Raw genomic sequence first — 16,216 nt, 5'->3', positions numbered from 1 at the left:
CGGGTTCTCCGGGCGGAGCCGAATCTATTGACATTCGATAGGTGACGAGCGAAACTCGATACATGGTCACAGAAAATCGGGCGGTAGCCCCACTCAGAGTGTTCCTGGTGCTGCTCTTCGGGATCCTGGTCGTGTTCCAGACCCTCTCGCTGCCCGGGCAGTTCGCGTACATGGCCGAGCAGGATCCGGAGCACGCGTACCTGAGGTGGCCGGCGACGGCCGTGTCGGTCTTCTGGGTGCTGTGCGTCCAGGTGGTGATCGTCGCCACCTGGAAGCTGCTCACCCTGGTCAAGAACGACCGCATCTTCACCCAGGCCTCGTTGGCGTGGGTGGACGCGATCGTGTGGGCCATCGCCGCCGCGTGGGTGGTGCTCCTGGGCGTGTTCCTCTACATCGGTGTCAACGCCGACGACCCGGGGCTGCCACTCCTGCTGTTCCTGACATTGGTCGGGGTCGCCGTGCTGGGGCTCCTCATGGTGGTGATGCGGGCACTGCTGCGGCAGGCCACCACCCTGCGGACCGACATGGAAGCGGTGATCTGATGCCGATCGTGGTGCGCATCGACGTCGAGTTGGCCAAACGCAAGATGAGCGTGGGTGAGTTCGCCGAGCGGGTCGGGCTCACGCCGGCGAACATCGCCGTGCTGAAGAACGGCCGCGCCAAGGCCGTCCGCTTCAGCACCCTGGAAGCCATGTGCCGGGTGCTCGACTGCCAGCCCGGCGACCTGCTCGAGTGGGTCGACGAGTGAACCAGCCGCGCCCCGGCGGGCCCGGGGCCGGTTACGAGGCCAACACCAGCTCGCGCAGCTTGCCGTCGAGGGTCGCCGCGTCCACCCCGCCCGGCCAGCCCCGCAGCAGTGCGCCGCCCTTGGCGACCACCACCACGGCCGGGGGCTCGCGGACCGCGTACGCCCGCCAGATCGCGCCGTCGTCGTCGAGGACGACCGGGTACTCCACCCGGTGCTCCCGCAGGTACCGCTGCACGTCCGGCGCCTTGTCCTCGGTGGCCACTCCCACGAACACCACCCTGTCCCGGTGGGCACGGGCCAGCTCGCTCAGCGTGTCCTGTCGCTGCGCGCAGACGGTGCACCAGGAGCTGAAGAAGACCAGCACGACCGGGCGGGTGGCCCACAGGTCGGCGAAGGCGACGCTGCTGCCGTCGGTGAGCGCGCCGCTGGCGGCGGGCGCGCCGGGCGCCCCGGGCGGGGCCGGACGCAGCGCCAGTCCCGCCGGCACCGGGCCGGGCAGTACGGCGGCCCCACCGGCGACCGGCTGCGGCCGCCCCGACGGGTCGTCGCCGGCCGAGCAGGCGGTCGAGGCGATCGCCGTGACCAGCGCCAGCACGGCGGCGGCCAGGCACCGGGCGCGGCGGGTCATGACGGCACCACCGCGACGAGCGCCGGCCCCTCGCTGTCGTTGGCGGTGAGGGCGATCGGTGGCTGCCCGTCGACGACCAGCCGGTAGGCGTCCCGCGCGGCCACATCGACCGGCACGGCGAACTCGCAGTACGTCGGCACGCGCGCCACCTCCAGGTCCTCCTCGAACGTCGCCACCGAGGTGCCCGGCGGCAGCGCGCCCTCGGCGAGCGTCCGCCCGCCGGAGTCGATCACCTGGAACGGCGCCCGATTGTGAAAGTGGGTGTACGGGCCGGTGCCGGCGCACTCCACGCCCTCCTGCCGGATGTTGATGTCCCGCACGAGCACCCGCACGGTCATCGCCGAGCGGGCCTCCTCGGCGTCTCCACAGGCCGCCAGCGCGCCGGTGAGCAACGACGATAGCCACAGCGCTGCGAGCAGGCGCCGCATCTGTCCTCCAGGTCGTCGGGGGTGGCCCGGGTGGTGGCTGTCCGAACAGCCACCACCCGGGCCGCGCCGCGGATCAGCCGAGCAGTGCGCGCGGTCGTTCGACCCGGCACTGGCTGGTCACGGTCTTGCCGGGGTCGCTCACCGAGGTGGCGGTGAGCGTCACCAGGGTGGTCGCGCTCGCCCTGGCGTCGGCGCCCACCGAGACGCTGACCGGGGCCTTCTCGCCGAACTCGGCCGTGGCCAGCGCGTTCGGCAGCTCCACCCGCCAGCCCCTGCCGGCGACGCTCGCCGAGAGCCGGTACACGTCGGACTTCAGGTACGCGGCGGCGTCCTCCGGGTGCGGCTGCTCGCCCGCGACGTACCTGCCCGTGTTGGTCAGGTCGAAGGCGCAGGTCGCGCCCTTGCCGCTCGGCTTGCCCCGGGTGACCAGCTTGCCCTTGGAGAGCTTCACGCCGTGCGCGCTCGGGCCGGCGCCGTCCAGCGAGCGGACCGCCACCGTGTACGACAGCACCCCGTTGCCGTCCCGCCGGAGGTTGAGCACGTAGAAGTGCAGCCGGTTGGCCTCGTCCACGTACTCGTACTCGCTGCCGGAGTTGGCGCCGGCGTGGAACAGCGCGTCGGAGAGCTGCCGGTAGTCGCCCATGGTGATCTTCTGCGGGGTGCCGTTCGGCTGGTAGAAGTCCACCATGTCGATGTCCTGCGGGTTGGCGTCGACGACCCACTGGAACGGAGCGCTGTCGGTGTTCTTGGTCTTGCTGATCAGCACGCCGTTGTCCGGGGTGAACGAGTCGGCGCCCATCCGGTCGACGACCTCGAGGGTGTAGTTGTTGAACCGGCCGCCATCGCAGAGCGGGTCGGTGGTGACGGTGCAGGACGGGGAGCGGTCCTGGTCCATGGCGATGTTGAGGCCGGTCAGCCCGCCCTGACCGGCGTCGACCGCGCGGGCGGTGACGTCGGCGACGACCAGGCCGGAGGAGGCCAGCGCCTCCCGCGACAGGCGGAGCACGTGCTCCTCACCGACCAGACCGATCTTCATCTTGTCCCGCAGGGTGTGCAGCGACCCCATCGAGCCGCCGTTGACCGGGGGGATCTGCCAGCGGGTGTGCGGGCCGCCCGGCCCGTTGAAGGAGCCCCGCGACATCATGCTCCAGATGCCGGTGTACGCGCGCCGCAGCGGGGTGCCGTACGGGTTGTTGTAGTTGTCCCCGATGCTCAGCAGGTGGCTCAGCTCGTGGGCGTACACGCCCATGCCGGAGCTCTCCGCCTGGGTCGACGAGCCACCGCCCGCGTTCGGCCAGATGGTGGCCGCCGCCTTCCAGGAGGTCCAGTCGACGTAGCGGGTCTTCGCGTAGTTGGGCAGCGCCGGGTCCGGCGGGCCCCACGCGTCCGGCACGTCCTCCTTGGTCTGGAACATCATCTGGCCGAACTCCTGCCAGGTGGAGGACTCGTCCTGACCGGCGGAGAGGATGAAGACCAGCTCGAAGCTGTTGGCCACCTCCTCGCCGACCGCCGCGCGCCAGGCGCCCAGCCCGTCGGTACGGATGTTCTTCGCGCACGTGTCCCCCGACGGGCAGGCGCCGGGGTTGAAGCCGTTGTCGATGCCGTACTGGTAGGACTTCGCGGGCATCTCGTACGGGCCGAAGCCGTTGAGGTCCACGCCGTAGCGGCCGTTGGAGTCCTGCATCCAGTACTCGTGCAGGGTGTGTCCCCGGTTCAGGCCGCCGGGCTTGTTGAGGAAGTCCGTGTAGAACGGCGCCACCCCGTCCCGCGGCACGTTGGCCGCGCTGGCCTGCGGGTTGCCGAAGACCGTGGAGCCGGCCGGCTGGGTGATGACGAACGGCTGGTCCGGGTAGTCCAGGGTGACCAGCGCGATTTTGAAGTTGCGGACCGACCCGCGCACGGTGGGGTCGGCCCAGTTCCTGTTGGGGACGGGGACGTAGTCGTCCCAGGTCATCGTGTCCGGGTTCTGCCAGTTCTGCGGGTCGAGCACCTGGAACGGGGCGGGCCCGTCCGGTGGGCCGCCCGGTGCGGCGGTGGCCGGCTGCGTGGCGCCGGCCGCGACCAGGACGGTCGCGACCGCGGCGGCCAGCACCGAACGCCACGCCGCGCGCCTGGTGGGCAGAAGGTGCATCGGGTCACCTCTCAGGTCGAGGGCTGGTGAGGGCGCGCCGATCGAGGCCGGCAGCGCTCACCGTCCGCATGATCACGCCCGATCATGAATCTAGGAGCCGGCCCGTCACGCGGTCACTGTGCAGATGTCGGCAGATAGACCGGCACCACTTCCGACACGTGCAGGACACTCGCCCGCTCCGAGGTCCGGTCGGGGCGTCGCCGGTGTCGCGGCCGAGGACGGCCGTGGCCGGCACGGGTGGGCCCGTGCCGGCCACGTTCTCGGTGGTGGTTCAGCTGCCGTACGCCTCCAACTCCCAGAGCGAGTGGCCCCACGGGGTGCCCCGGGCCGTGCCGTAGATCCGTAGGTAGCGACCGTTGGCGCCGAGGGCGGCGTGCTCGTCCACGCCGCCGTCGGCCCCGGTCACCGTCTTCACGTTGCTCCAGGTGGTGCCGTCGTTCGACGTCTGGATGATGTACGCGCTGCTGTACGCCGCCTCCCAGCTCAGCTTGACCCGGCCGATCGCGGTCGGGCTGCCGAGGTCGACCCGGATCCACTGCGGGTCGGAGAACGCGCTCGACCAGCGAGTGGTGAGGCTGCCGTCGACCGCCTGGGCGCCGGCGACGTCGGCTCCCTCGTTGCTGGAGGTCAACGTCGGCTTGTTCAGCAACAGGTTCGTACCCGGGCCGGTCGGGCCGCCGGTGCCGCCGTAGACCTCGAACTCGAAGAGCGAGTAGCCCCAGGCGGTGCCGCGGGTGGTGCCGGTGAGCCGGACATACCTACCGGTGCCGGTGAGCCCGGTCAGGTCGTCCACACCGCCGTCGCCGCCGGTCACCGTCCGGATCGGAGTGAAGTTGACCCCGTCCGGCGAGGTCTGGATCTGGTAACCGCTGCCGTACGCCGCCTCCCAGGTGAGCTTGACCCGGTTGATGTTGTACGTGGCGCCCAGGTCCACATCGATCCACTGGGGATCGCTGAACGCGCTGCCCCAGCGGGTGCCGGGCGCGCCGTCGAAGGCGTTCGCCGCGACGAACGCACCCTCGAAGCTGGACGCCCGGGCGGGCTTGCCCTGGGCCAGGTTCCCGGTCGGTGGGTCCGGGTCCGGACCCGGGCCGCCGGGGGTGGTCGCGAGGGTGAACTCGTCGATGTCGAACCACGGGCCGCTGCCCTTGAAGACCAGGAAGAGGGTCCGGGTGCCGGTCGGGGCGGTGACCCCGCCGGTGACCGTGGCGAAGTTGGCGTACCCGCCGGTGGGTACGACGGTGGCCGAACCGACCAGCGGCCCGGTGGGCGAATCGACCCGCAGCTCCAGTGTGCCGCCGCCGCCGGCCGGAGCGCCGACCCGGGCGCTGAACGACTGGACGCCGGTCAGGTTGTACGGACGGAACGAGATCCAGTCGTTGTTGTCGATGTAGCCGACGGCGGCGCCGCCGTGCCCGGCTGCCCCGGCGACGATCTGCACGCCGGACGAGTCGCCGAAGTGCTCGGCCTGGCGCACCCGGGGCTGGAGCACGGCCTGGGTGTGCGTGGTCAGTGGCGGCTGGCCGCCACCGCCGAGGTCGGTGTACTCGGCGTCGATGATGCCGAAGATGTTCGCCGCGGTGTCGTGCTCGCCGTCGGCCGAGGTCTGGATGACCCCGGAGCAGCCCTGCACGCTGCCCAGCTGGTGGCCGTGCGAGTCGTGGCCGAGGACGTAGTTCACCTTCACCCGGGCACAGTTGACGGCACCGTCCTGGGCGTCGGTGACGGTCACGGTGAACGGCACCGCGTCGCCGAAGTTGAAGGTCTGCCCGTTCAACGGGGTGTTCACGGTGACCACCGGGGCGCTGTTGCCCACCGTGACGACCACGCTGGCGGTGGCGGTCTTGCCGGTGCTGTCCCGCACCGTCAGGGTCGGGCTGCGGGTCCCGTTGGTGGTGTAGGTGAAGCTCGGGTTCGCCGCGGTCGAGTCGGTGGTGCCGTTGTTGTCGAAGTCCCAGGCGTAGGTGAACGGGTCACCGTCCGGGTCGAGGGTGCCGGCCGAGGAGAACGCCACGGTCAGCGGCGCGACGCCGCTGGTCGGGGTGGCCGAGACTACCGCGCGTGGCGCTCGGCCCTCGCGGGCGTACTCGATCCGGTACAGCGCCGAGTTGGCGTCGCCGTTGAACCAGCCGGTGCCGTAGTCGAGCACGTAGAGCGCGCCGTCCGGCCCGAACTCCATGTCCATGACCTGGGTGCCGGTCCACGGGAACGGGTTGATCTTCAACGGCTGGCCGGCCGGGTCGAGCTTGATGTTCTTGATCCAGCGGCGACCGAACTCACCGGCGAAGTAGGTCCCGTCGTAGTACTCCGGGAACGCCACGTCCGAGGTGTTGTTCGGGTCGTACCGGTAGACCGGGCCGCCCATCGGGGACAGGCCGCCGCCGGTGAACTCCGGCGGGGAGCCGGAACCGCCGTACGGCAGCCACGCCGGGATGGCCGGCGGCAGCTGGGTGATGCCGGTGTTGTTGGGCGAGTTGTTCACCGGCCCGTTGGCGCAGTCGAACTTCGGCCCGGACGGGCCGGACGGGAAGGTGTAGTCGTTGTAGGCGTCGTTGCGGGCGGTGCAGTACGGCCAGCCGTAGAAGCCGGGCCGGTCGATGCGGGCGAACTCCACGTTGCCCGCGGGTCCCCGGTTCGGGTCGGCGGTGCCCGCGTCGGGACCGTAGTCGCCGAGGTAGACGATGCCGGTGGCCTTGTCGACGCTCATCCGGAACGGGTTGCGGAAGCCCATCGCGTAGATCTCCGGGCGGGTCCGCGCGGTGCCCGGGGCGAACATGTTGCCGGCCGGAATGGTGTAGCCGCCGGCCGCGCTCGGCTTGATCCGGAGCACCTTGCCGCGCAGGTCGTTGCTGTTCGCCGAGGTGCGCTGGGCGTCGAAGGCCGGGTTGCGGCCGGCCCGCTCGTCGATCGGGGTGAACCCGGCCGAGTCGAACGGGTTGGTGTCGTCGCCGGTGGACAGGTACAGGTTGCCCGCCGCGTCGAAGTCCATGTCGCCGCCGACGTGGCAGCACATGCCCCGACTGGTCGGTACGTTCAGGACCAGCGTTTCGCTGGCCAGGTTGAGGGTGTTGTCGGCGTTCACGGTGAACCGGGACAAGCGGTTGACGCCGTCCCAGACGGCGAAGTCGGCCGGCGTGCCGGTGGCCGGCGCGCCGCCACCGGGGGTGCTCAGCGGGGGCGCGTAGTACGCGTACACCCAGCGGTTGGTGGCGAAGTTCGGGTCGGCCTTGATGCCCTGCAGGCCCTCCTCGTCGCCGGTGTAGACCGGCAGGGTGGCGGCGACCTTGGTGTTGCCGGCCGCGTCGGTGTGCCGGATCACGCCGTTACGCGAGGTGTGCAGCACACCCCGGTCCGGCAGCACGGTGAGGCTCATCGGCTCACCGGTCTCGGCCGCGCCCTTGGCCAGCTCGACCTGCTGGAAGTTGCTGGTGACGGTGGGGCCGCAGTCCGCGTCGACCGCGCCGGCCGCGCTTCTGATGCCGCCGAGGAGGTGCTGACGGAAGTTCGCCTCGGTGTACGAGGCATCGGTGTGCCCGAGGCCGGTGTACCAGGACCGACCGCCGGAGTAGTTCTGGCACCAGGAGATCGGGTGGTCGGCGCCCATGCTTCCGCCGGTGTAGCTGCTCTCGTCCAGGGTGGCCAGCACGTGCGCGTTGCCCCGGGGGTTGGTGCGGTAGTTGTACCACTCGTCCAGCCGGGTCCACCGCTGCGGCAGGGTCTCGGTGGAGGGGTGCACCTGGTCGGCGACCTTGATGGTGGCGGTCTGGTCGGCCGGGTGCGAGGCGAAGTACGCCCCGACCAGCCCGCCGTACCAGGGCCAGTCGTACTCGGTGTCGGCGGCGGCGTGCACGCCCACGTATCCGCCGCCGCCCTGGATGTAGCGCTCGAAGGCGGCCTGCTGGGCGGCGTTGAGGACGTCGCCGGTGGTGGACAGCCAGATCACCGCGGCGAACCGGTCCAGGTTGGCGTCGGTGAACTGGGCCGAGTCCTCGGTGGTCTCGACGGTGAACCCGTTGGCGGCGCCGAGTTGCTGGATGGCGGCGATGCCCGGGGCGATGGATCCGTGCCGGAAGCCGGCGGTCTTGCTGAACACCAGCACGGTGAACGGTGCGGCGCTCGCCGCGGGTGGCGTGGCGACTATGCCGCCCATCACGAGGATCGCGCTCAGCACGGCGCCGAGCCACGATCTCAGGGATCTGCGCACGGTGGGTCCTTTCGCGGTGCGGGGACGGCGTGCGCCGATCACGCCTGGTGGTGTGCAGGAGGTGGTGCCGGCATGCCCACGCCTCGCCCGGAGGCACCGTCGCCACCGCGAACGCGAAGACATGTAAATACATCGTTACGGCTGGATCACGAGCCCGTCAAGGACTCTCCCACCATCCGTGAGAGCGTTATCTCCGCAGCTCAGAGCCGACGGCCGAGCGGAGATCAAATTACGGTTTTCGGGCCCCGATCTCGGCACGCAGGCCGCGCACGAGGTTGTCGACCAGGGCCCGGGCGAAGTCCTCGGTGAGGGGTTGGTCGGGAATGAGCAGCCGGTGGTAGCAGGCTCCCCAGAGTTGGTCGACGACGACCTCGGGGTCGAAGTCGGCGCGCAACTGCCCTCGGGCCATCGCCCTGGTGAGGGCTTCGACGCCGAGGGCGCGACGCGGCGCCGAGTAACGCTCACGGTAGGCGACGCCGAGTTCGGGATCGGTCTGCGCCTGGGCGACGAGCTGGCTGATGACCCGCCCGGCCGGGGTGTCGGTCATGAGGCGGACGAAGGCGACGAGCTGGCTGGTCAGGTCGGCGACGACATCGCCGGTGTCGGGGAAGGCCAGCGTGTGGGCGACGACGGAGAAGTAACCGTCCAGGGCGAGCGCGCCCTTGGAGGGCCACCACTTGTAGATCGTCATGCGGCTGGCGCCCGCCAGAGCCGCGACCTTCTCGATGGTGAAGCCGGCCATGCCCTCGGCCAGCAGGAGATTGCCGGCGGCGGCGAGGATCTCGGCCCGAACCTGGTCGGCCGGGCGCCGGCCTCGCCCACGGCGAGGCGGCGGGTCGGCGCCGGGAGTGAGCTGGGGCACGGTCCCTCCAATTATATGGACACGGTGTCTTCATTTTGTTTATATGGACAGAGCGTACACATGAGCAGAGCCGAAGGAGACATCCCATGAGCAGCACCTCGGCCAGCGGAACCCGGGTTGCGATCGTCACCGGCGGATCCCGGGGCATCGGACGGCAGGTGGTCCAGCGGCTGGCGGCCGACGGATACGCCGTCGTCGTGAACTACGTGGGCAACCAGGCCGAGGCGGACGCGGCGGTCGCCGAGGTCCGCTCGGCGGGCGGCCAGGCCATCGCGGTACGGGCCGACGTCGCCGACGAGGTCGCGGTGGCCGACCTCTTCGACGCCGCCGAGCGCGAGTTCGGCGGGATCGACGTGGTGGTCAACGCGGCCGGGGCGATGGCGTTGAGCCCGATCGCCGATCTCGACCTGGACCAGCTCGACCGGCTCCTGCGGGTGAACGTGCGGGGCACCTTCGCCGTCGACCAGCAGGCCGCCCGTCGGGTGCGCCGGGGCGGGGCGATCATCAACTTCTCCAGCTCGCTCATGCGCTTCGCCCGCCCCGGCTACGCGGCGTACGCGGCGAGCAAGGGCGCGGTCTCCGCGATCACCCTGATCCTCGCCCGCGAGCTGCGCGGCCGGGACGTGACGGTGAACGCGGTGGCCCCCGGCCCGACCGGGACCGCCCTCTTCCTCGACGGCAAGGACGAGCAGACCCTGGCTCGGATCGCGGCCGAGCCGCCGATGGAGCGCATCGGCACCCCCGAGGAGATCGCCGAGGTGGTGGCGTTCCTCGCCGGACCCGGCCGCTGGGTCAACGGCCAGGTGCTGTTCGCCAACGGTGGGGCGATCTGACCCGCCCGTCCCCCGCGGAAAGGTCAATCCGGCACCGGTCGGGCCGTCCACTCGGCGGCCACCCGGTGCGGATCACCGAGGCGGAACTGCGGCGGGTCGTGCAGCAGGAAGTCGCGGTGGCTGATGTTCCAGGCGTACGCGCCGGCCATGGCGAAGACCAGCACGTCTCCCACGCCGACCGGCCCTGCGTCGGCCGAGCGGGACAGCACGTCCTTGGGGGTGCACAGTTGCCCCACGACGGTGACCGGACCGCCGTCGGTGCGCGGACCGGCGCTTCCCGGTCGCCGGTGCACGGTGAACGGCTGCGGATGCCCCTTCGCCGCGGGCGTGCGCAGGTGATGCGTACCGCCCGCCACCACCACGAACCACTCGCCGTGCGACCGCTTCACGTCGATGACCTCGGTCAGGTACGACCCGCAGTAGGCGGTGACCGACCGGCCCGGCTCGATCCGCAGCCGCAACCCGGGGTACGCCCCGAGGATGGCGGCCAGCGCCCGGCCGTAACCGGCCCAGTCGAACCGGGCCGCCGGGTCCCGGTAGTCCACCGCCATGCCGCCGCCGACGTCGACCTCGGCCGCGTCGAGCCGCCCGACCGACCAGCGCACCACCTCGGCGGCGACCTCCCCGGCCAGTGGGGCGTCGAGGCCGCTGGCCAGGTGTGCGTGCACCCCCCGCACCTCGACGCCGGCGGGCGGGCGCCGGGCGCAGCGCACCGCGTCGGCCGGGTCCATGCCGAACGGGCTCGGCCCGCCACCCATGACCAGGCTCGCCCCGGGCGCGGCGACCGGCAGGTTCACCCGGAGCAGCACCTGGGCCGTGGTGCCCGCGGCGAGGGCCAGCGCGCCGAGGCGCCGCAGCTCGGTCGGCGACTCGACGTGGATGCGGTGCACGCCGGCGGCCAGCGCCGCGACGAGGTCCTCGTCGGTCTTGCCCGGTCCGGCGTACGCGGCCGACGCCCGGCCGGGCAGCACCTCGGCCAGTCTGCGCAGCTCCCCGCGGCTGGCGGTCTCGAACCCGTCGACGGCTGGGGCCAGGGTCCGCAGCACGTCGGCGTCCGGGTTCGCCTTGACGGCGTAGAGCAGCTCGACCCGGCGCGGCAACGCCGACCGGATGGACCGGGCGTGCGCGGCGAGCCCGTCGAGGTCGTGGACGTAGACCGGTCCGGTCACCGGAGCCCGCCGATCGGGTTGGGCACCGGCACGAACGGCGCGGCACGGTCGGGATCACGCCGCCACCGGACCAGCAGGTTCGCCTTGGCCACCAGCGGTTCCCCGCGCAGCAGCTGACGCAGCTCGGGCGGGTCGTCCAGGTCGGCGGCCACGGCCGCGACGACCTCGCGTAGTTCCTGCCACAGGCGCGGCTCGATGCCCGGCCGGGCGTCGGCGAGCGCCCCGCAGATACCGGCCAGGTGGTTGACGAACAGGCAGTAGACGATCCGGTGTCGGGCGTCCGCAGCGCGGTAGCGGGCCTGCGGTGGAACACCGTCCGGCCAGGTGGTCAACCGGTCGGCGTCCAGCTTCACCCCCTCCAGGTCGCGCAGCAGCATCCGCACCGGCCGGCGGGCGCGGTCGAGCAGCACGACCACGTTCTGCAGGTGCGCCTCGTACACGACGCCGTGGCGGAGCCAGCAGCGCAGCACCGCCGGCACCAACAGTCCGACGTACGCGCGCCACCAGGCCACCGGGTCCGGCACCGCGAGCGGCGCGGCGGCCAGCGCGGCCGCCAACAGCGGGGTCTCGCCGGGGCGCAGGTGCGGGCGCAGGCCGGTCCGCAGGATCGTTCCGTACGCCTCGTCCGCGCCGGGCACGTCGACCGTGCGGTAGGCGGGCTCGGTGAGCAGCGCGACCCCGGCCGGCAGCGGCACGGCGCTGAGCAGCCCGGTGAGGGCCACCGCTCCGGTGAGCTCGTACCGCGCGTTCTTGCGCAGGCAGTTGGTGATCCGCACATGGAGGCTGGTCTTGACGAACAGGTCGGCCACCGGGGCGTAGAGGGTGCGGACGCTGGCCGTCGGCCGCACCGGGACGCCGGCCGGGCCCAGCTGCAGTGCCCACGGATGCACCGGCGGGACCAGCGACAGCTGCCAGGGATGCACCGGCAGCACCCGGTGTCCGGAGGGTGCCCGCGGCGGGTCGAGGGCCTCGATGAGCGAATCGAACGGCCCGGCGCCGGCCACCCGCTCGTCCGGGATCGCGAGCCAGTGCAGCCGGAAAGCGGTGCGCAGCTCCGGCGCGTACGCCCGCCAGCCGTCCGGATCCCCGCTGCGCCACTTCGGGGCGGGGTGGTGCGGATGCCCGAAGAGCAGTGACTGCTCGGAGTCCACGTAGGCGTCGACGGCCGCGTCGCCGGTCGGGCTGGGGTCCTGCGCCGGCCGCCCGGCCAGTAGCCGCGCCACCGTGTCCCGGCTGGCCCGGATCTGCCCGACGAACTCGTCGTTCACCAGGCCGGTGCGGGCGGTGAGCTCCGCCGCGACCTGCTCGGCCAGCTGCGCCGCGTCGAGATCCTCCCACTGGTCGCCGGCGGCCAACCGCTGCACCGGCCCGGTGTAGCGGTGCGCACCGAGCGGTGAGCTCCGCCCGAGGGCGCAGCGCAGTGTCACGTCGAGGTGCCGCAGCCGCAGGCGCACCGCCCGGCCCGTCACGGTCGCGTCGCCGTCGGGCAGGGCGACCTCGCGCAGCAGGCAGCCGAAGACGGCGTGGGCCGCGGCGAGGTCCGCGAGCCGGTCGGTGTCGGGGCCCGGCCGGGAGCGCAACCCGGTGCACGTCATGACGTCTCCCGCAGGTAGTTCGGTCCGGTGCGCCGGTAGTACTTGTTCACGTCGGCGCAGCCCAGTCGCTGTTTGGGCAGGAGGGTGCCGGCCGTGAGCATCGCCTTGATCGGCAGCCGGGCGGCGTCCAGCACCCGCTCGGTGAGCAGGCGCGCCGCCGGCCCGGTGCCCCACCGGTCGCGAGCCGCGGCCAGCCGAGGCGCCAACGCCGCGGCCGGCGACGGCACGCGCACCCCTCGGGCGGCGAGGGCGAGCAGGGGCGCCGCCGCGGCCAGGTGCAGGCTGATCGTGACGAACACGTCGGCGAGTTCCTGCGGATCGTGCGCCCACATCCGCTCGTCGCTCAGCGCGAGCCCACCGGGCCCGCGGTGTCGGGGGTCCAGGCGGGCGCCGTCGTTGTCCTTGTAGAGCAGACCCACCGACCGGTCCGGGTGGACCAGCAGGTGGATGTTCTGCGGATGTGCCTCGAGGGCGACTCCGTACCGCAACCAGAGGCAGACGTGCCAGTCGAGCAGCAGGTCCAGATAGGACCCGATCAGCGCTCCGGGCCTGCCGTCGGTGATCCGCTCGGCGACGGTGCCCGCCACGGGGTCGGTCGCGGCGAGGGCCGCCACCGGCACCACCTGCGCACCGGCCAGGTCGCGCGGGAATCGGCGCAGCAGGAAACTCAGTCGCTCGTCGCCGCCGACGTGCGCGTAGGTGCCCTCGTCGGCGTGCCGGATCCGGCCGGCGAAGGCCGGTTCCGCTGCGGCGATCCGGTCGAGCAGCCCGGCAACTGCCGCTCCGTCGGCGAGCGTGTCCGGATGCAGCGTCCGCCGGTTGCGGACGCCGAGGGTCGCCGTGGGCAGCGGCAGCTTCAGGTGGGTGTACGGGTCGTGCTCGAGCGCCACCGTCCGCATGGAGAGGGTGGGCCGCACGGCGATCACCGGCTGGTCCGCCACCGGCAGCGCGTCGCGCGCGGCGGTGAGCGGGTGCACCGGCATCAGCGGCTGATCGGTCCGTTCCGCCCGTGGCCACCATGACGGCAGTTCACCGGTGAGCCGCACCGTGTCGGCGGGAACGGCGTGCCAGCGCAACGGGAAGCGGGGCGCGTGTTCGGGCGCGTAGCGGAGCAGTTCGTCGTCGCCGAGGCCGTGGCGGCAGCGGTCGGTGGGATAGACGGGGTGCCCGGCGTGCGCGGCGAGCACGTCGTCGAGCAGCGCCGCCGGCATGCCGGTGCGGGTGACGGCCCGTTCGGCGGCGACCGAGGCGTACACCCGGGGGCGGGCCCGGGCGGCGAGGTGGCGGGCCCGCAGATCCGCCCGGCACTCGGCGGCGAAGGTCTGCCACCCCGCCTCCGCCTCCGGGTCGGCGGACGGCGCGAGCAGCGTGAGCAGACCCTCCACGGTGTCGACCTGACGCACGGCCGCTGCCGCGCCGACGACGTGCAGCCTCGGCTCGGCGACACGGAAGCTCTGCTGAAAGCCGTCCCTGCGGACGGGCATCCGCAGCAGCCCGCCGGCGTACGGGACCTCCCACCGGTCGGCGCCGGCCGGCCGGCCGCGGCTGAGCAGCCCGAGATGGTCCTCGCGCAGCAGGGCGTCGAGGACTCTGGCGAACAGTTCCCGCTCGGCGTCGTCGGTCATCCGGCGATGGTCCAGCGGAGGTCGTCCCGGAAGGCGGCCAGCGCCGCGCGGACGCTGCTCTCATCGGGGCCGATGGCGTGCAGCACGGCCAGGTAGTCGCGGTTGGTCCCGGTCCGGTCGGCACTGCGCCCGATCTCGCGCAGCGGTCGGCAGGACAGGTGGACGCCGTCGTGGACCGCGTCCAGCCGGTCGGGGGCCGCGACCAGCCGACCGGGCCGGTCCGCGCAGACGTACTCGACCCGGGCGTACCGGTTGTTCGTGGCGGGGGCGGGCAGCTCCAGCGCGGTCAGCGGTTCGCCGAGGTGCAGCCGGATGACGTGCTCGAACAGCGGTACGCCGAGCAGTTCGGCGAGGATCAGGTCCATCCGGTCGCCGATCAGCCGGTAGTTCACCTCGATCAGTCGGACCCGGCCGTCCTGCACGACGTACTCGGTGTGGCACGCGCCGAAGCCGACGCCGAGCGCGTCCAGCTGCGCCCTTACCTGGGCGTTGACCCGCTCCTGCGGCGGCGACCAGTCGAGGCTGACCTCGGTGAAGGTCGGTGGCGGGCCGAGACCGGTACGCCAGCCACCGAGGACGGCCCGCGTCGTCGCGTCGCCGAGGGTCTCGTGGGTGCGCAACTCGCCCGCGAGGTACTCCTCGACCATCAGCGCGACGTCCGGCCGGCGGTGGCGGATCTCGGTGATCCGCGCGGTCAGCTCGCGTTGGTCGGTGACCAGGTAGACGTCCTCGCTCGCCACGCCGTCGCGGGGTTTGACGACCGCCGGAAACATCTCGTCCGGCACCGCCGGTGTCGTACCGGGGTCGACCACGACGGCGCGGACCCGGTCGAGACCGGCGGCCGCGACCTCCTGGCGGGCCGCGGCCTTGTCCTTGCAGCGCCGGGCCGCGCCGGGATCCTTCGCGGGCAGGCCGAGCCTCCGCGCGGCGAGCGCGGTCGCCTCCTGGAGGTGGTCGCTGTTGGAGAACAACGCCGCCGGTCGGCCCGGTGCCGTCGCCGCGAGCACCGCCGCCGGGTCGCGGACCGCGCATCCGCTGACCGGCACGCCGGCCGGCCACTGGTCGGGGCGGTCGGTCAGCACGGTGACCGACAGGCCGAGTGTGGCCGCCGCCGGCAGGAATCCCTCCAGGACGGCGTCGGTGGGATTGAGCGCGGTGAGGTACAGCCGCATCTCACCTCCGTCGACGGGACTGACCGTCCGCGATCCGGTGGATCAACCTGACAAGAGCGACCTCCGTGGCCGCCGGCAGCGCGGTCCGGGGCCCGGGGCGTCGGTTCACGTGGCTCTCCAGTAGCCGAGACTGGTGAGCTGGTGCTTGCCGACGCCCAGAGTACGGCGGATGTGCCGGGAGATGCTGCGGGTGTTGGCCGCCTCGCCGGCCACCCAGTAGTGGGCGGTGTCGCTGGCGGGCAGGGCGGCGCGGACGGTCTCGACCAGGTGCTCGCCGGCATCGCGACGAGGCACCCAGGTGACGTCGTGGTGCGCCCGGGCGCGCGGGGCGAGCACCTGCTCGCCCTCGTGGGCGTACTCCAGCCAGACCGTCGCCGGAATGTCGGCGCCCGCGTCGAGCAGGCTGTTCACCGCGGGCAGGGCGGAGGCGTCGCCGATCAGGTAGAGGTGCTCGGGTGCGGGGTCGGGAAGGCGGAACGCGCTGCCCTGCAGCGTCGCGTCGATGGTGTCGCCGGCCCGCGCCGCGGTGGCCCAGCGGGCGGCGCAGCCGTCGTGCAGGGCGAACTCGAGGCTGAACCGGCCGGTGGCCGGGTCGGGATCGACCAGTGTGTACGCACGCTGGTGGGCCCGGCCGTCGTTGTCGAACCACAGTCGCACCCACATCGTCGGGTGCACCCCGCACGCCTCCAGCAGACCGCCGCCGTCCACGAGCAGCCGCTGATAGTGCCCGTCGACCGACTCCGTGCCCAGCACGGTCAACCGGAAGTCCCGGCCTCCCATGGCCTTGAGCACCAGGCCCTCCCAGTTCCGCTTCACGCACC

Annotated in this window: 13 protein-coding genes; 3 read left to right on the top strand and 10 right to left on the bottom strand. The window is 72.5% G+C overall.

Translation table 11 applies throughout. The features are described from left to right. The first annotated feature begins 107 nt into the window (after positions 1–107). Positions 108–542 carry a DUF2975 domain-containing protein gene (locus AB0C04_RS30290; protein ID WP_357061322.1) on the top strand — a complete coding sequence of 145 codons (435 nt, stop codon included), beginning with the start codon at positions 108–110 and terminating at the stop codon, positions 540–542. Continuing rightward, on the top strand, positions 542–748 hold the full coding sequence (locus AB0C04_RS30285) for a helix-turn-helix transcriptional regulator (protein WP_120729441.1): 207 nt from the start codon (positions 542–544) through the stop codon (positions 746–748). Before AB0C04_RS30290 ends, AB0C04_RS30285 begins: the two co-directional genes overlap by 1 nt. Before the next feature lie 31 nt (positions 749–779). On the opposite strand, the gene AB0C04_RS30280 is transcribed toward AB0C04_RS30285, so the two are convergent. The 5 genes from AB0C04_RS30280 to AB0C04_RS30260 all read right to left on the bottom strand — a co-directional run bounded on the left by AB0C04_RS30280 (position 780) and on the right by AB0C04_RS30260 (position 9,001). Continuing rightward, positions 780–1,376 (bottom strand): TlpA disulfide reductase family protein, encoded by a 597-nt coding sequence (locus AB0C04_RS30280; protein ID WP_357061320.1) that lies wholly within the window; start codon positions 1,374–1,376, stop codon positions 780–782. Then, positions 1,373–1,804, bottom strand: a complete 432-nt coding sequence (locus tag AB0C04_RS30275) for a hypothetical protein (protein WP_357061318.1) — start codon at positions 1,802–1,804, stop codon at positions 1,373–1,375. Before AB0C04_RS30275 ends, AB0C04_RS30280 begins: the two co-directional genes overlap by 4 nt. 73 nt (positions 1,805–1,877) lie before the next feature. Further along, the gene (locus tag AB0C04_RS30270) at positions 1,878–3,935 is read right to left on the bottom strand and encodes a M6 family metalloprotease domain-containing protein (RefSeq protein ID WP_357061316.1); all 2,058 of its coding nucleotides are present in this window, start codon (positions 3,933–3,935) and stop codon (positions 1,878–1,880) included. A 271-nt stretch (positions 3,936–4,206) separates the two neighbouring features. Further along, on the bottom strand, positions 4,207–8,139 hold the full coding sequence (locus AB0C04_RS30265; protein ID WP_357061314.1) for a ThuA domain-containing protein: 3,933 nt from the start codon (positions 8,137–8,139) through the stop codon (positions 4,207–4,209). A 229-nt stretch (positions 8,140–8,368) separates the two neighbouring features. Beyond that, the gene (locus AB0C04_RS30260; protein WP_357061312.1) at positions 8,369–9,001 is read right to left on the bottom strand and encodes a TetR/AcrR family transcriptional regulator C-terminal ligand-binding domain-containing protein; all 633 of its coding nucleotides are present in this window, start codon (positions 8,999–9,001) and stop codon (positions 8,369–8,371) included. Positions 9,002–9,087: 86 nt separating this feature from the next. On the opposite strand from AB0C04_RS30260, the gene AB0C04_RS30255 reads away from it, so the two are divergent. Further along, complete coding sequence (locus AB0C04_RS30255) at positions 9,088–9,834, top strand: SDR family oxidoreductase (protein ID WP_357061309.1); 747 nt, start codon at positions 9,088–9,090, stop codon at positions 9,832–9,834. 23 nt (positions 9,835–9,857) lie between these two features. Here the strand turns inward: AB0C04_RS30255 and AB0C04_RS30250 are convergent, their stop codons facing one another. The 5 genes from AB0C04_RS30250 to AB0C04_RS30230 all read right to left on the bottom strand — a co-directional run bounded on the left by AB0C04_RS30250 (position 9,858) and on the right by AB0C04_RS30230 (position 16,211). After that, complete coding sequence (locus AB0C04_RS30250) at positions 9,858–11,003, bottom strand: alanine racemase (RefSeq protein ID WP_357061307.1); 1,146 nt, start codon at positions 11,001–11,003, stop codon at positions 9,858–9,860. Further along, complete coding sequence (locus AB0C04_RS30245) at positions 11,000–12,598, bottom strand: IucA/IucC family protein (protein ID WP_357061304.1); 1,599 nt, start codon at positions 12,596–12,598, stop codon at positions 11,000–11,002. Before AB0C04_RS30245 ends, AB0C04_RS30250 begins: the two co-directional genes overlap by 4 nt. Then, entirely contained in the window at positions 12,595–14,223 is a 1,629-nt protein-coding gene (locus AB0C04_RS30240; protein WP_357061301.1) for an IucA/IucC family protein, read from the bottom strand. The genes AB0C04_RS30245 and AB0C04_RS30240 overlap by 4 nt, the downstream gene beginning before the upstream one ends. Next, positions 14,220–15,395 (bottom strand): siderophore biosynthesis protein, encoded by a 1,176-nt coding sequence (locus tag AB0C04_RS30235; RefSeq protein WP_357061298.1) that lies wholly within the window; start codon positions 15,393–15,395, stop codon positions 14,220–14,222. The genes AB0C04_RS30240 and AB0C04_RS30235 overlap by 4 nt, the downstream gene beginning before the upstream one ends. A 105-nt stretch (positions 15,396–15,500) precedes the next feature. Continuing rightward, the gene (locus AB0C04_RS30230; protein ID WP_357061296.1) at positions 15,501–16,211 is read right to left on the bottom strand and encodes a siderophore-interacting protein; all 711 of its coding nucleotides are present in this window, start codon (positions 16,209–16,211) and stop codon (positions 15,501–15,503) included. Positions 16,212–16,216: the final 5 nt, after the last annotated feature.

This window comes from Micromonospora sp. NPDC048909, from assembly GCF_040649635.1.
Classification (GTDB): domain Bacteria; phylum Actinomycetota; class Actinomycetes; order Mycobacteriales; family Micromonosporaceae; genus Micromonospora.
The sequence above is the reverse complement of the archived record's forward strand: the minus strand, read 5'-3'. Positions and strand labels throughout refer to the sequence as shown.

Bases quoted from the DNA above. Each gene is read 5' to 3' on its own strand.
- AB0C04_RS30285 (WP_120729441.1), top strand. From the start codon at position 542: ATGCCGATCGTGGTGCGCATCGACGTCGAGTTGGCCAAACGCAAGATG.
- AB0C04_RS30280 (WP_357061320.1), bottom strand. From the start codon at position 1,376: ATGACCCGCCGCGCCCGGTGCCTGGCCGCCGCCGTGCTGGCGCTGGTC.
- AB0C04_RS30275 (WP_357061318.1), bottom strand. From the start codon at position 1,804: ATGCGGCGCCTGCTCGCAGCGCTGTGGCTATCGTCGTTGCTCACCGGC.
- AB0C04_RS30270 (WP_357061316.1), bottom strand. From the start codon at position 3,935: ATGCACCTTCTGCCCACCAGGCGCGCGGCGTGGCGTTCGGTGCTGGCC.
- AB0C04_RS30255 (WP_357061309.1), top strand. From the start codon at position 9,088: ATGAGCAGCACCTCGGCCAGCGGAACCCGGGTTGCGATCGTCACCGGC.
- AB0C04_RS30245 (WP_357061304.1), bottom strand. From the start codon at position 12,598: ATGACGTGCACCGGGTTGCGCTCCCGGCCGGGCCCCGACACCGACCGG.
- AB0C04_RS30240 (WP_357061301.1), bottom strand. From the start codon at position 14,223: ATGACCGACGACGCCGAGCGGGAACTGTTCGCCAGAGTCCTCGACGCC.
- AB0C04_RS30235 (WP_357061298.1), bottom strand. From the start codon at position 15,395: ATGCGGCTGTACCTCACCGCGCTCAATCCCACCGACGCCGTCCTGGAG.